General features: G+C 40.5%; 15 protein-coding genes. 4 read left to right on the top strand and 11 right to left on the bottom strand.

What is annotated here, in order from left to right:
- Nucleotides 1-13 precede the first annotated feature (13 nt).
- Nucleotides 14-325, bottom strand: a complete 312-nt coding sequence (locus G563_RS36765; RefSeq protein WP_051210790.1) for a YtxH domain-containing protein — start codon at nucleotides 323-325, stop codon at nucleotides 14-16.
- A gap of 269 nt (nucleotides 326-594) precedes the next feature.
- On the opposite strand from G563_RS36765, the gene G563_RS0106090 reads away from it, so the two are divergent.
- Complete coding sequence (locus tag G563_RS0106090) at nucleotides 595-960, top strand: response regulator (RefSeq protein ID WP_028664533.1); 366 nt, start codon at nucleotides 595-597, stop codon at nucleotides 958-960.
- A 23-nt stretch (nucleotides 961-983) separates the two neighbouring features.
- Here the strand turns inward: G563_RS0106090 and G563_RS0106085 are convergent, their stop codons facing one another.
- From G563_RS0106085 to G563_RS0106075, 3 genes are all read right to left on the bottom strand, one after another.
- Entirely contained in the window at nucleotides 984-2,186 is a 1,203-nt protein-coding gene (locus tag G563_RS0106085) for an NAD(P)/FAD-dependent oxidoreductase (RefSeq protein WP_028664532.1), read from the bottom strand.
- Nucleotides 2,187-2,302: 116 nt separating this feature from the next.
- The gene (locus G563_RS0106080) at nucleotides 2,303-2,617 is read right to left on the bottom strand and encodes a hypothetical protein (RefSeq protein ID WP_037325955.1); all 315 of its coding nucleotides are present in this window, start codon (nucleotides 2,615-2,617) and stop codon (nucleotides 2,303-2,305) included.
- 98 nt (nucleotides 2,618-2,715) lie between these two features.
- Nucleotides 2,716-2,940: a hypothetical protein gene (locus G563_RS0106075; protein WP_028664530.1), complete on the bottom strand. Its 225-nt coding sequence runs from the start codon at nucleotides 2,938-2,940 to the stop codon at nucleotides 2,716-2,718.
- A gap of 203 nt (nucleotides 2,941-3,143) precedes the next feature.
- Here G563_RS0106075 and G563_RS33820 point away from each other — a divergent pair, with 203 nt between their 5' ends.
- Nucleotides 3,144-3,647, top strand: a complete 504-nt coding sequence (locus tag G563_RS33820) for a ferritin-like domain-containing protein (RefSeq protein ID WP_051210789.1) — start codon at nucleotides 3,144-3,146, stop codon at nucleotides 3,645-3,647.
- Between the two features lie 81 nt (nucleotides 3,648-3,728).
- A complete protein-coding gene (locus tag G563_RS33815; protein ID WP_051210788.1) occupies nucleotides 3,729-4,322 on the top strand; it encodes an RNA polymerase sigma factor in 594 nt (197 codons plus the stop codon).
- A 7-nt stretch (nucleotides 4,323-4,329) separates the two neighbouring features.
- Here G563_RS33815 and G563_RS0106055 read toward each other — a convergent pair whose 3' ends face one another.
- The 5 genes from G563_RS0106055 to G563_RS0106035 form a co-directional block, all read right to left on the bottom strand.
- A complete protein-coding gene (locus tag G563_RS0106055) occupies nucleotides 4,330-5,127 on the bottom strand; it encodes a transglutaminase domain-containing protein (protein ID WP_028664529.1) in 798 nt (265 codons plus the stop codon).
- A 137-nt stretch (nucleotides 5,128-5,264) separates the two neighbouring features.
- Nucleotides 5,265-5,642 (bottom strand): hypothetical protein, encoded by a 378-nt coding sequence (locus G563_RS0106050; RefSeq protein WP_028664528.1) that lies wholly within the window; start codon nucleotides 5,640-5,642, stop codon nucleotides 5,265-5,267.
- 194 nt (nucleotides 5,643-5,836) lie between these two features.
- Nucleotides 5,837-6,295 carry a hypothetical protein gene (locus G563_RS0106045; RefSeq protein WP_028664527.1) on the bottom strand — a complete coding sequence of 153 codons (459 nt, stop codon included), beginning with the start codon at nucleotides 6,293-6,295 and terminating at the stop codon, nucleotides 5,837-5,839.
- Between the two features lie 33 nt (nucleotides 6,296-6,328).
- Nucleotides 6,329-8,149 (bottom strand): alpha-amylase family glycosyl hydrolase, encoded by a 1,821-nt coding sequence (locus tag G563_RS0106040; protein ID WP_028664526.1) that lies wholly within the window; start codon nucleotides 8,147-8,149, stop codon nucleotides 6,329-6,331.
- A gap of 127 nt (nucleotides 8,150-8,276) precedes the next feature.
- Nucleotides 8,277-9,470 (bottom strand): AI-2E family transporter, encoded by a 1,194-nt coding sequence (locus tag G563_RS0106035; protein WP_028664525.1) that lies wholly within the window; start codon nucleotides 9,468-9,470, stop codon nucleotides 8,277-8,279.
- 202 nt (nucleotides 9,471-9,672) lie between these two features.
- Here G563_RS0106035 and G563_RS0106025 point away from each other — a divergent pair, with 202 nt between their 5' ends.
- Nucleotides 9,673-9,906, top strand: a complete 234-nt coding sequence (locus G563_RS0106025) for a hypothetical protein (RefSeq protein WP_028664524.1) — start codon at nucleotides 9,673-9,675, stop codon at nucleotides 9,904-9,906.
- A gap of 67 nt (nucleotides 9,907-9,973) precedes the next feature.
- Here G563_RS0106025 and G563_RS0106020 read toward each other — a convergent pair whose 3' ends face one another.
- Together G563_RS0106020 and G563_RS0106010 are read right to left on the bottom strand one after the other, a co-directional pair.
- The gene (locus tag G563_RS0106020) at nucleotides 9,974-10,636 is read right to left on the bottom strand and encodes a porin family protein (RefSeq protein ID WP_028664523.1); all 663 of its coding nucleotides are present in this window, start codon (nucleotides 10,634-10,636) and stop codon (nucleotides 9,974-9,976) included.
- 169 nt (nucleotides 10,637-10,805) lie between these two features.
- Complete coding sequence (locus G563_RS0106010; protein ID WP_037325952.1) at nucleotides 10,806-11,561, bottom strand: ThuA domain-containing protein; 756 nt, start codon at nucleotides 11,559-11,561, stop codon at nucleotides 10,806-10,808.
- Nucleotides 11,562-11,598 lie beyond the last annotated feature (37 nt).

Below are 11,598 nucleotides of genomic sequence, written 5' to 3'. Positions count from 1 at the left end.
GTCAGACTCACCGTTATGAATAACGTTGCGCTTTATCTTTCACATTTTCAACTTCCGATTCTACACGGTCTTTTACTTCAGCAACTTTACCCGCAGCTTTCGACTTGAGCTCATTGGCTTTGTCTTCTACTTCGCCTTCTAATTCTGTATATTGCTGACGACCACGTTGAATGGCATCCAACAAGTCAGAAGCGAAGCCGTTGGCGGTGTCACGCATTTTATCACGAAGCTCGCTACCTTTTTCGGGAGCAAACAACATTCCTATAACAGCTCCTGCGGCAGCGGCAGTGATGATACCCAGTACAACTTTCGAATTATTAGTCATGGCATTTAAGTTTTAGTGATTGACATATATTTTCGTATATCATCAAAAAAAAACCATTCCATACACGAATACCTCCCTAAAAGTTGATTGTGTTACCTTTTTTCCCCAATTTGAGGTTTATTGAGTATCAAATCTGCCACTAATGTATTATACTGGCACGATTTTTTAACTAATATTAAAGCTAATAATACAAAGAAAAATTGCTTTGTATTATTAGCTCAGCCATGACTCAAAATATTAATAATGTGTATTTTAACCAATTTGTAAAAATGAGTAATAGAGCCTTTTCAGGAACCTACCGAAAGGCTGTGATCATAGACGATGAGATTGACACCTGTCTTTTATTAGGGTTAGCATTACAGAGATTTGGGATTATGTCGCTTAGAGCACATACTCTCGAAGAAGGGCTTGCTAAAGCCGCCGAAGAGCAGCCTTCATTGATTTTTCTGGACAACAATCTTCCAGATGGAATCGGTGTAGAACAAATCGAAAAATTTCGGGAAAAAGCCCCTACTTCTAGGCTCGTCATGATCACCGCAATGAGCGGCTTACGGGAGCGTGCACTACAGTCTGGTGCTGATGGTTTTGTCGAAAAACCCCTCGATTTGAGCAAAATAGAGCAAATCCTTCAATAGCCGTATTTTTTTAGCGATAAACTCTAACGGTCAAACTTAAATATTGACGCATCCGCATTTTTCTTACCTTCCAACTCATCTCTGATTATCTCCGCTGCTAGAAGGCTAAAAACAATGCCATTACCTCCAAATCCCATAGCAAAGTAAGTATGTGGGTGCTCTTTCACTTTTCCAATATAGGGTAGCCCATCAGCAGTCTCGGCAAAGGTCCCTGCCCACTTAAAATCTACCCGAAACGGGATATTAGGAAATTTTCGTTTAAAGGCATCTTCTAGCTGAGCTGCCTTACGCTTGTTGAGGGCGTCTCTTTTGGTAGGGCTATAAAAAGGCTCATCTTTTCCACCTATTAATATACGACTGTCGGAGGTTGTTCGGATGTATAAATAAGGGCGGGCGGTTTCCCAAATCAAGCAGTTGTGATACCAAATATCTTCCATAGGCACAGGCTCACTCACTACCGCAAATGAAGAATTGAAGTCTACTATTTTTTTGGTCAAATAGTTTTGAGATTCATATCCACACGCGATAATCAGCTTTTTGGCATCCACAGTATGGCCTTGCTCGGTCTTTAGGGTGACTCCATTTTTATGGTGCACCATCTCCTCCACGGTCGTATCATCAAATACCTGACATTGGCGTGCTTTTGCCCACTGAAAAAGCTCATGTGTAAAACGATAGGCGTCAATTTGCGCCCCTGAGCTTGACATGAGAGCCCCAGGGGCTGAAAAACTAAAATGCTTTTCTATCTTTTCTTGGGTCCAAAACTCAACTTCTATCCCTATTTTTTGCCTTAATTCTAGTTCTTTTTCAAGTTCGTCAAGGTCTTTTTTTCGGGATGCGTAGTAAAAACTCTGTTTGTTTTCAAAACCTACATCCTTCTGTAAGGTTTTGGTTATAGATTCGATTTTTTTGATGGCTTCTACACATAGTAGATAGCTGCGATTAGCGTTTTTTTCACCCACCAAAGACTGAAGCTGATTCAAAGGAGTATCAATTTCGTATTGAAGCAAAGCGGTACTCGCACAAGTACTTCCCATTCCGATTTTACGTTTGTCAAGTACCACCGTAGAAATCCCCGCTTGGGTAAGATGATAGGCTATCAAAGCACCGGTAATTCCGCCGCCTATGATAGCTACTTCTGTTTTGACCGAATGATTGAGAGAAGGGTAAGAATAAACAAAGCCGTTTTTCATAAGCCAGTAAGGCGAATCGGTCCTTAAATCCATAGCTATAAAGCGATTAGGTTAGATGTATTCAATAAATGAAGGTTGTTTGTTTTATCAACAAAAAGCCTCGATTCGGCTATATATTGAGTCGAATCGAGGCGATGAAGAAAGGATTATTATCTTGTTTTTTCCCGAATTTCTTCTTTTGTTTCTTGGGTTTTGTCGTTTACTTTATCGCGAATTTCTTCGGCTTTGTCTTTAGTATCCTCCCAAGCGTCTTTTACTTTGTCTTTGGTATTTTCCCAAGCATCTTCGGCCTTATCCTTGAAATCTTCCCATTTGTCTTGGGCTTTTTCGGCCAATGTAGCAGCTCCAATTTTTACATCGTCTACTTTTTCTTGTAGTTCAGATTTGGCTACATCTGCTTTTTTTTCCATTGTTTCGGCTTTATGCTCGGCAGCTTCTTTAAGCAATTCTTCTTTAGTTTTCATGATAAAAAATTGATTTTTGGTTATATTAAGAAAAGATATGTTTTTTTAGAAGGTAATCTCATTGTGTGTATACAGTAATCAGCTTGGATACGTAAGGATTAATTTCCCTGTATGGTGTCACTTTCGGTAACTATCGCTGAGTCTTTGCCGTTTACGGGGCCCATTCTTCCTCCACCGTCTTCACCGACTGTAAAATATCCGCTGAAATAAGCAAAGCCCATGAGTACGATTCCAACCACAAGCACTACCCACAAAATAGTACTTGCCGAAATTTTCTGAGATTTTGCGTCGTCTTTGACACTTTCTTTTTCAATGTTATTCATAACAATATCTTGTTTTGAGTATGGACTCTTTTAGATACTTATCTATCAGAAAAACAGATGCCAGTGAGGTAATCCAAAATATTGTAGAAAAAACACCCCAACTCCTCATTTTCTCTCCTCAATTTTACCCTAAAATGGGTGGTATTAGATTTTTTTGGAAAATATGTATTAATAATCTATTTAATATTTATTAAAGCTACGTCATGGAACTCAATCAAGACACCATCAAAAAAGTTGTTGATATACTCAATGGACTGCTACATATCAACAACGACCGGATAGCGGGGTACCATCAAGCAGCACAAGAAATCAAGGATGAAGACCTGCAAATAGTATTTTCGACTATGCTCAATGAAAGCGTCAATTTTGCTGAAAATTTGGCCGCTTATATTCGGGACATGAGAGCCGAACCCACCACCAAAGGAACAATCGGTGGAAATATCCATCAGGCTTGGCTTAATCTGAAAGCAGCGATTGTGGGAAATGATAGAGCCGCTATCTTAGCCTCCTGCGAATTTGGTGATAGCTCCGCTCTTCAGACATACGATGAAGCCTTGGCCACCGCAGAAATATATAACAATGAAGAACTTCGAGGAGTACTGCAACGTCAACGCGAAAACCTCGAAAACTCGCTCAAAATCATACAAAGTATCAGTACAAGCACCCAATATAATAAAGCCGAACAAGAGACTTTGAAAATCCAATAACTTGGTCTCTTTGAAGACTTTATATTACAAACCAAGCTTTTCTTAATTTCTCTAACTCCCTTAAATTTCTCCCAGACTTGTATGAAAGGAATAACTTATGCCGAAAACGAACTGTTAGAAATGCTCTCTCAACAAGATCGGAAAGCGTTCAACTATCTATATGACAACTATTCGGAGGCTCTTTATGGAATACTCCTCAAAATTGTGCAAGAAGAAGAAGTTGCTCAGGATTTACTTCAAGATACTTTCGTCAAGATTTGGAAAAAAATAGCCCATTATGATTCTTCAAAAGGACGACTATTCACTTGGATGCTCAACATAGCCCGCAACTGCGCTATTGATTTTTTAAGAGCCAGACGCCCCGAAATGATTGAAATCGAAAAAGCAGCTCCTTCAATAGAAGAGCGCCAAGCTATATTTGGATTGATGGACAGCCATGAACTAAGAGAGCTCGTATCTACTCTAAAATCCGAGCACCGGCTACTCATCGAAATGGTATACTGGGGTGGATATACGCACGAAGAAACTGCCAAAAAATTGCAATTGCCTCTTACTACGGTCAAGACCCGTATCAGGACGGCAATCATTAAACTAAGAGGGTGTCTGATGCAGACACCCTCTTTTGATTCTAATGCCGTGGTATTATACCTACATAGTAGCTCTCTAAGCGCATAATTTTTTTTTAGTCTTCTTCTATCACAGCCGTTTCTACCGTCAAAGACAGCAACTCCGAATCCCCAAACTGAGTCACCATGGCTACATCAGCGGCATCTCTCCCGTAGCCTATCACAATCCTACATCCTTCCGTTTGGGGTTGTACGGCATCAAAGGTGTGCCATTGTCCTCCCAAAAAAACCTCAAACCACGCATGTAAATCCATGTATTTTAGTTTGTCTAAATACCCTACAGTCATACGGGCAGGTAAGCATAAACTACGACACAGCGCAATACTCAAATGGGTAAAATCGCGGCAGACGCCTACTTTTTGCCGTACAATGTCTAAAGCAGTAGTGGAAGAATCGGTAGTATTGTACTCATATTTAATGTTTTGATGTATCCAATTGCGTATAGCTTCTGCTTGAAGATAGCCTACCGGCACTCCTTCCACAATCTGTTGGGCCAAATCATTGATTTCGGGAAGCTCAGACTGACAATAGCGACTGGGCAATAAATAAATAATCGTCTCGCTTGGTAATTCTTCTACTGGTACAAACCCAGGAAAAGGCTCTTGCAGCTGAACATGTGGCTCCACCAATGACTCCACCTCAGTGGTAATAGTAAGCGGGCCTACCGGAAATACCGCTCTTTGACACTGATTACCATAGTCGTCGGTATATTCATTAAAAGGGAAGGTTGGCTCAGTCGTAAATTCTTCTTTGATGATAGATTGGCCCTCTTGACGGCGAGGCCGTAATAGCATTAGGACGGGCGTGTTTTCGTTGACTTGATACTTGAAGACACTTTTGCCTCTTAGTTTCATGGATAAAAATGGGTTAAAAAGATAAGATTATAGTGATTTGAGTCGCCCATTTTCTAGTTTGTTTTTCAAAAATGACCGCTAGGTGAACATTAGTAAATGTACGAATAATTATTGACTCAACCCGACGGCTATTGCTATCATAAATAGCGAGTCAACCCCAAAGAAGCCTTGATACGTCCTAAGTTTCGCATCAGAAATCGCGACAACTCGGGGTATTCTTGCTCCCAAGAAGTATCATTCTGCAAGACAGTATAAACATTAATCAGATGATTATCAACCTCATACAGGCTTTTACAGCTCACGGCTATAGGCAAGCATTTTTGCCCAAGAATCCAATCAAACTGGCTTGCTTCGTTAAGAAAAAGCTGCGTTTCGGCCTGAAAATGTTTGATAAACGTACTTTTATCTTCAGCTAACGATTGTTTTTCGAGCTGCTTGCATACTTGCAAGCGTCGCAGGTACAGCGCCCACAACTTCCTCAACTGTACCACCATTGACTCTTTCACTTCTTCCATGACGCTCTTCAATTAGGTGTGTTATTATGTGGATATATGCTTAAGTTGTTTTATTGACTGACCTTAAATAATGTCTTTACGACAATAGTGCAGAGATTTTTCATATCATTTATTAAAAAATTCTGTCCGAAAAGCTTTTCTCACCAAATGTTTCTTGGTGCTTACTTACTTTTCGGACAAAATTGGATTGTATACTAGTTTTCTAGATCTTTTTGCATGTCATCAATCTTAGCATTTAGATCGCGCTTAAACTCTTTCCAATCCCGTTTGACGTCTTTTTTGACTTCGGCCATTTCAGCATCTAGCTCATTGATATCTTCTTTGAGATTAGCGCGGCGTTTTTCCCATTTTTCTTTTTCATTCGCCTTAGCCGTTTTGATTTTGGCATCCAACTCATCTAATTCTTCATTGATTTCTTTCTTACGTTTTTCGATTTTTTCGGCCATTTCTTTACGTTCGGCTTCGATTTCAGCCGCCGTTTCTTGGCCTGCTTCTTTTACATCTTCAGCTACATTATCAGCGGTGTTTTCTACTTTGTCTTGTGCATTCTGAACATCATCAGCTACTTCTCTTTTGTCTTCTCTTGAGCAGCTAGTCAATGTAAACATTCCTAATGCTAACAACATCGCGGCGGTTTTGAATACTCTTTTCATTCTATTAGTAAGTTTATTGTGAAACAATTTTGATTAATCTTGTGAATAAATAATAGTACTGTAAGCTCCTAAAGAAACCCCAGCAGTCCAATGAGAATCGTCATGTTGGGAGGTATTTATTTCTACATCATGGCTAAAATGACTATCAAAATCATTATCATAGCCTTCCCAATCACTGTTGAATCTGATTTTCCAAAGCCCTTGGGTTGGAAAACGGATACTATAGTTTTCGATAGGTTGCTGCGAAAAATTCATTACTATCACTGTGGTATCTTTGGGTCCCCCATCCATCCAACGCTGAAAAGCCACTACCTTATTTTGGTTGTCAACATGCAAAATTTCTACATTTTGTCCTGATAGACCTTTCGTAATTCCTTTATAATCAAGGCGCAAATGAATCAAATCCCGATAAAGCTTAGTAATGCCTTTGAATTCTGACACCCGTGCCCAATCGATAGGGTCGGTATCTTGAAACCAGCCATCTTCAAGCATGGTTTGTCCTTGAAACAACATCGGGATACCAGGCGCAGTCATCATAAGAGCAGCTCCTAAGAGAGAGCGTTTTTTGGTATACCAATTATCGACGTCCTGCTCTCCCGCAATTTCCTGCGTTACACGGGCTTGGCCGTTTGATACTTCATCATGAGATTCGGTATAAATGACTCTTTCAAAAACATCATTGTTATAACGGTGTAGAATAGACGCCACCACTACATCCATGTTACGATGCTCATCGTGCATTTGGATAATAATGTCTCTAATAGGATGTACAAATTGACTATCCCACTGACTACTATAGCCGAGTCCTCCATTTTCGACAGGTGCTGTAATGGCATCTAGCGTATGTAAATCTTCGGCTACCGTAAATTTTTGAGGATATCTAGATTTAATCTCTGAATTGATCCACTGTATTAGTTTATAGCCTTCTTCGAGGTCATTGGCAGGATTCCCGTCAGCATTTACGTTTCTGATATAAGGAACCATATCCATCCTAAGGCCATCCATGTGGTATTCTTCAAGCCACATGAGCGCATTATCACGGATATACTGACGCACTTCTGATCTTCCATAATCAGGCCGTGTATCTCCCCAAGGAGTTTTGGCGCGCCAGTCGTTATAAAAATAAATTCCCCCTAAACCGTTTTCTTGCCAACCGTCAAATTGCCACAAATCCATATCAGTAGGCCCAAAGTGGTTGTAAACTACATCCAACACCACCGCGATTCCTTTTTGATGTGCTGCTTTCACGAGTTCTTTTAGTGCTTTGGGGCCACCATACTCTGACTCTACCGCAAAAGGGTGAGCGGGATTATAGCCCCAGGAGAAACCACCCGGAAACTCGGCCACTGGCATCAATTCTATGACATTAACTCCAACAGATTTTAGATAATCCAATTTTTCGATTACGCCATAAAAATCGCCTGCTTTGCCTTCTTCCTTTACGTTAAAACTTCCTACGTGGAGCTCATATATGACCATTTTGTTGAGCGAGGGCATTTCAAAATGATCATCTTCCCAATCAAAATCCGAATGATTAACGACCACACTGTTGCCTACCGAATTGGTCATTTCGCGAGCGTAGGGGTCATTTCTCATCAATTCGCCTTGGGCTGTTTTCAAGACATACTTGTATTGATGCCCAGTGGCTGCTTCAGGTACTTGTACCGACCAAAAGCCGTTTTCTTCGTGAGTCAAAGCAATAGTTGTTTTTTCCCAATCATTGAAGTCGCCCGTTACAAATACTTCTTTTGCATTAGGAGCCCAAACTCTAAACGAAACCCCTTCGTCGGTCGGTACGGCTCCCATACCACCTACTTTACTTTTTGTATATTCTGGGGTAATGGCTATGTCCATAGGTATTTTAAATTGTAGTGTTAGTCTTTGATGTTTAAGATTTACAAAAAACTATACCACTTACAACTCTTCAATTTACTGCTTTCAAAGCTTAAAGTTTGTGGAATCTTCTACCCAATTTTACTCGTTAAGCAGATTTTGTGGCTTTTTTTCGCCCAAAAAGGGACTTTACTTCTTTGGTAGTTTCGGCAATACTTTCCACTACATTTTGTTCAATTTTTTGCACTTTTTTGCTCTGAATAGCTCGTTGTTTATTGGTAGTTTCAGGCTCTCCTAGCAAATATCCGTAGGGTTTGAGCGCTTCTACTTCATCAAAAACCACTTTTAAAATCGCCGTAAGTGGTAAGGCCAAAGCCAGCCCTGCAATTCCCCACAAAGCCCCCCCCAAAAACAACATGACAATGGCCGCCAAGGGATTGACACTGATTTTGGAACCTACGATATAAGGCGTAATGATGTTTCCTTCAAGCATTTGTACAAAGAAGAATATTCCAGCCACTCCTACCGCGTACATAGGGGAATCTTTGGTAACGAGAGCTACCACAATGGGCAAAATAGACCCTATCAAGATTCCTATATAAGGAATAATCAATAAAATAGCCGCTAAAAACCCAAAGAAGATAGCCGATGGAATCCCTAAAATCAATAGCCCTACCGAATTGAGCGTACCCACGATCAAGGTCACAATCAAAAGTCCTGAAAGGTAGCTGTGGACTACTTCGTATATTTTACCAAGTACTTCATGTATTTTGGCTTTTTTGGTAGAAGCAAAGACTTTGCAAAAAAACTGCTTGAACATATCGCGATAATACAGCAAGAAGAAAATATACACGGGCAAGATAGAGATATTACCTAGCATCGTAGTGGTGGTAGAGACGGCGGTTCCTACTACCGAACCTCCCCCTTCGGCTATATTTTGCCAATATTTCTGCAACTCATTTAACTGCCGGCTTGGGGGAATTTTAAAACGCTCATACGCCCAAAGCTGCACTTTGCTTAGGGAGGCATTTACTTTATTAATCAATTGAGGAAGCATCTCAGAAAAATCTCTCACCTGATACCCCAAGACCATACATACCCCCGCCGCTACCAACGAAAATGTAAGAATTGAAATCGTAATGGCTAACATTCTACCTAGACCTTTCCGTTCTAGCCAATCAGTAAGCGGATACATCGCTATCGAAAAAAGGATAGAAAACAATAGCAAAGTCACGATTGAGCCCAGCACGTGCATCCAATATACAATAATGGTCACACAAATAAGCCCAAAAGCTAAACGTGCTATATAAGGCAACTGAATATTTTGAGGTACGGGAGGCATAGCGGCTGTTTTTTTGGTTTTATTGTCAATACTTAATCAAACTTGAAACCTATCAAAGTTTGCTTCACTAGATTATTAGCGTTACTACTATACGCTAAAAATGTATTCCAGCTCAATATTGTACCAGCCTGAGGAGATTGTTCCCCAAAAATCGTGGCACAAGTTTTTCAAAATAATACCCAAACCAAACATATTTCAAACCATGAAAAACACACAAACACCCGATCCTACGCCTGCGCCACCTACGCCAGCACCCGAAGTGGAGCCGCATCCTGCGCAGCCCGAAATTCATCAGCCCGAAATAGAGCAGCCTACGGCTCCTCCCGAAATCGAACCTGATAAACACACTCCCCCCGACCCTCAAAAACACGAGATAAACGCCGAAAATGATACTCAAATCGTAAATGGAGAAGAGGATGAAGTATTTGAAAAGTAAAGTTCAATCAATAAAAAAAGGGCGATAATCGCCCTTTTTTTTATTGATTGATGGAATAAATGAAGCACTAAAAAGCAAAACCTAGTGTAGCTTGAACGAGATTCATCTTACGGTCAAACTGCGCTTGAGCTTGTGGATTGCTCAATTGAAGTTTTACTACATCTGTAAGGTTTCCTTCATAACGTAAGTCAAAATTGAGTTTGCCAAAATCAAGGCCTATACCTGCTTGATACCCAAGTGCCGCACGACGAAAAGCATCATCAAAGTCTTTTTCGTTGGTATAGTCTTCAAAAGCTTCCTCTAAGTCTCCATCACGGCCTAAGTTGAAAGCGGCTACTGGCCCAGCATTGATTCTCAAAAAACGGGCAATCTTCACCCCAAACATAACTGGAAAATCAATGTTTGTCATTTTGAAACTTTTTTCAGCTTTTCCGCTAGTACCTTCAAATACACTAAATCTACCTCCTTTTTGGGAAAGCATGATTTCGGGCTGTATGAAAAACGTGCGTCCAAATCTCATAAAGATACCTCCCGTAGCTCCCCAAACACGGTTGCTGTTGTCGGTCAATTGAAAAGAACCTTCGCTTGAATTCAACGACAAATCATTGCCTTTAAATTGTGATAAGTTGGCACCGGCACGTAGACCTAGACTAAAAAATTTGGGTTCACTTTGTGCATAGCTTAGTCCTTGAACCAACAGAAGCGCTAACAGTAATACTTTCGTTTTCATGTTTATTGTTTGTTTTTTGATTTGATATATTTCATCAAAAAACCATTCCATGCGTATTTTTTGGGCATTTTGTGGAATTCGTACCTCACCTTAAATCAAAAAAAACGCAGAGAAGCTACCAAAGCAGCCTATCTGCGTTCATGATTGTACTAATTACCAACGTAACCCCTTACATCGGTTTCTTTACGGATTTACGACCAATCGCATATTCTATTCCTCCCAGCAAATGCTGTACAAATAGCGGTTCTACAAACGACTCGTCAGTATGGCCACCTCCCGTGTAGAAAGACCGCCCTCCATCAAACTCACGATACCAAATAAAAGGATGATTGACCCCGTTTGCCCCACCTTTATAAGTAGATTCGTCGAGGGTCGCCAATACTTTGATACCAAGCACTATTTTTTTATAATTATATAATTCATCAAAACGCTTCCAGCGGTCGGGTAGCATAGTGGTAGAGGGGTGATTGTGGTCATTGACTACTACGTCTACGTTTTGCTGCTTGGGATGACTCAAAAAGTACGCTCCCACTAGTTGATTATACCAAGGCCAATCGTACTCGGTGTCGGCAGCGGCATGAATCCCCACAAAACCTCCTCCTGCCCGGATAAACTGCTCAAAGGCGTGTTCTTGGTCTTGGTTGAGGATATTTCCAGTAGTGCTCAAAAACACCACTGCTTTGTATTTCTTTAGGTTTTCGGGCGTAAATACCGATGCATCTTCTGTAGTATCTACTGCAAATCTGTTTTGCTGCCCCATAAGTATCAAAGCTTGCTTTCCTTTGGGAATAGACGAATGTCGGTAGCCCGCTGTTTTAGAAAAAACCAAAATGGCATCTTTCGTAGCTGCTTTTTTCTTTTTTTGCGCAAAAGAACTTACCGAAATAGCAAAAAGAAGCGCCAGGAGATAAAACGATTTTGTCATTATTGTACGTATTTTTTGATTAAAGCAGCCAATCTTA

The sequence above is a fragment of the Runella zeae DSM 19591 genome (assembly GCF_000423565.1).
Taxonomy (GTDB): domain Bacteria; phylum Bacteroidota; class Bacteroidia; order Cytophagales; family Spirosomataceae; genus Runella; species Runella zeae.
The sequence above is the reverse complement of the archived record's forward strand: the minus strand, read 5'-3'. Positions and strand labels throughout refer to the sequence as shown.

What these genes read in the sequence shown, in the direction of transcription:
- G563_RS36765 (WP_051210790.1), bottom strand. Translation starts at nt 325, where the DNA reads ATGACTAATAATTCGAAAGTTGTACTGGGTATCATCACTGCCGCTGCC.
- G563_RS0106090 (WP_028664533.1), top strand. Translation starts at nt 595, where the DNA reads ATGAGTAATAGAGCCTTTTCAGGAACCTACCGAAAGGCTGTGATCATA.
- G563_RS0106085 (WP_028664532.1), bottom strand. Translation starts at nt 2,186, where the DNA reads ATGGATTTAAGGACCGATTCGCCTTACTGGCTTATGAAAAACGGCTTT.
- G563_RS0106080 (WP_037325955.1), bottom strand. Translation starts at nt 2,617, where the DNA reads ATGAAAACTAAAGAAGAATTGCTTAAAGAAGCTGCCGAGCATAAAGCC.
- G563_RS0106075 (WP_028664530.1), bottom strand. Translation starts at nt 2,940, where the DNA reads ATGAATAACATTGAAAAAGAAAGTGTCAAAGACGACGCAAAATCTCAG.
- G563_RS33820 (WP_051210789.1), top strand. Translation starts at nt 3,144, where the DNA reads ATGGAACTCAATCAAGACACCATCAAAAAAGTTGTTGATATACTCAAT.
- G563_RS33815 (WP_051210788.1), top strand. Translation starts at nt 3,729, where the DNA reads ATGAAAGGAATAACTTATGCCGAAAACGAACTGTTAGAAATGCTCTCT.
- G563_RS0106055 (WP_028664529.1), bottom strand. Translation starts at nt 5,127, where the DNA reads ATGAAACTAAGAGGCAAAAGTGTCTTCAAGTATCAAGTCAACGAAAAC.
- G563_RS0106050 (WP_028664528.1), bottom strand. Translation starts at nt 5,642, where the DNA reads ATGGAAGAAGTGAAAGAGTCAATGGTGGTACAGTTGAGGAAGTTGTGG.
- G563_RS0106045 (WP_028664527.1), bottom strand. Translation starts at nt 6,295, where the DNA reads ATGAAAAGAGTATTCAAAACCGCCGCGATGTTGTTAGCATTAGGAATG.
- G563_RS0106040 (WP_028664526.1), bottom strand. Translation starts at nt 8,149, where the DNA reads ATGGACATAGCCATTACCCCAGAATATACAAAAAGTAAAGTAGGTGGT.
- G563_RS0106035 (WP_028664525.1), bottom strand. Translation starts at nt 9,470, where the DNA reads ATGCCTCCCGTACCTCAAAATATTCAGTTGCCTTATATAGCACGTTTA.
- G563_RS0106025 (WP_028664524.1), top strand. Translation starts at nt 9,673, where the DNA reads ATGAAAAACACACAAACACCCGATCCTACGCCTGCGCCACCTACGCCA.
- G563_RS0106020 (WP_028664523.1), bottom strand. Translation starts at nt 10,636, where the DNA reads ATGAAAACGAAAGTATTACTGTTAGCGCTTCTGTTGGTTCAAGGACTA.
- G563_RS0106010 (WP_037325952.1), bottom strand. Translation starts at nt 11,561, where the DNA reads ATGACAAAATCGTTTTATCTCCTGGCGCTTCTTTTTGCTATTTCGGTA.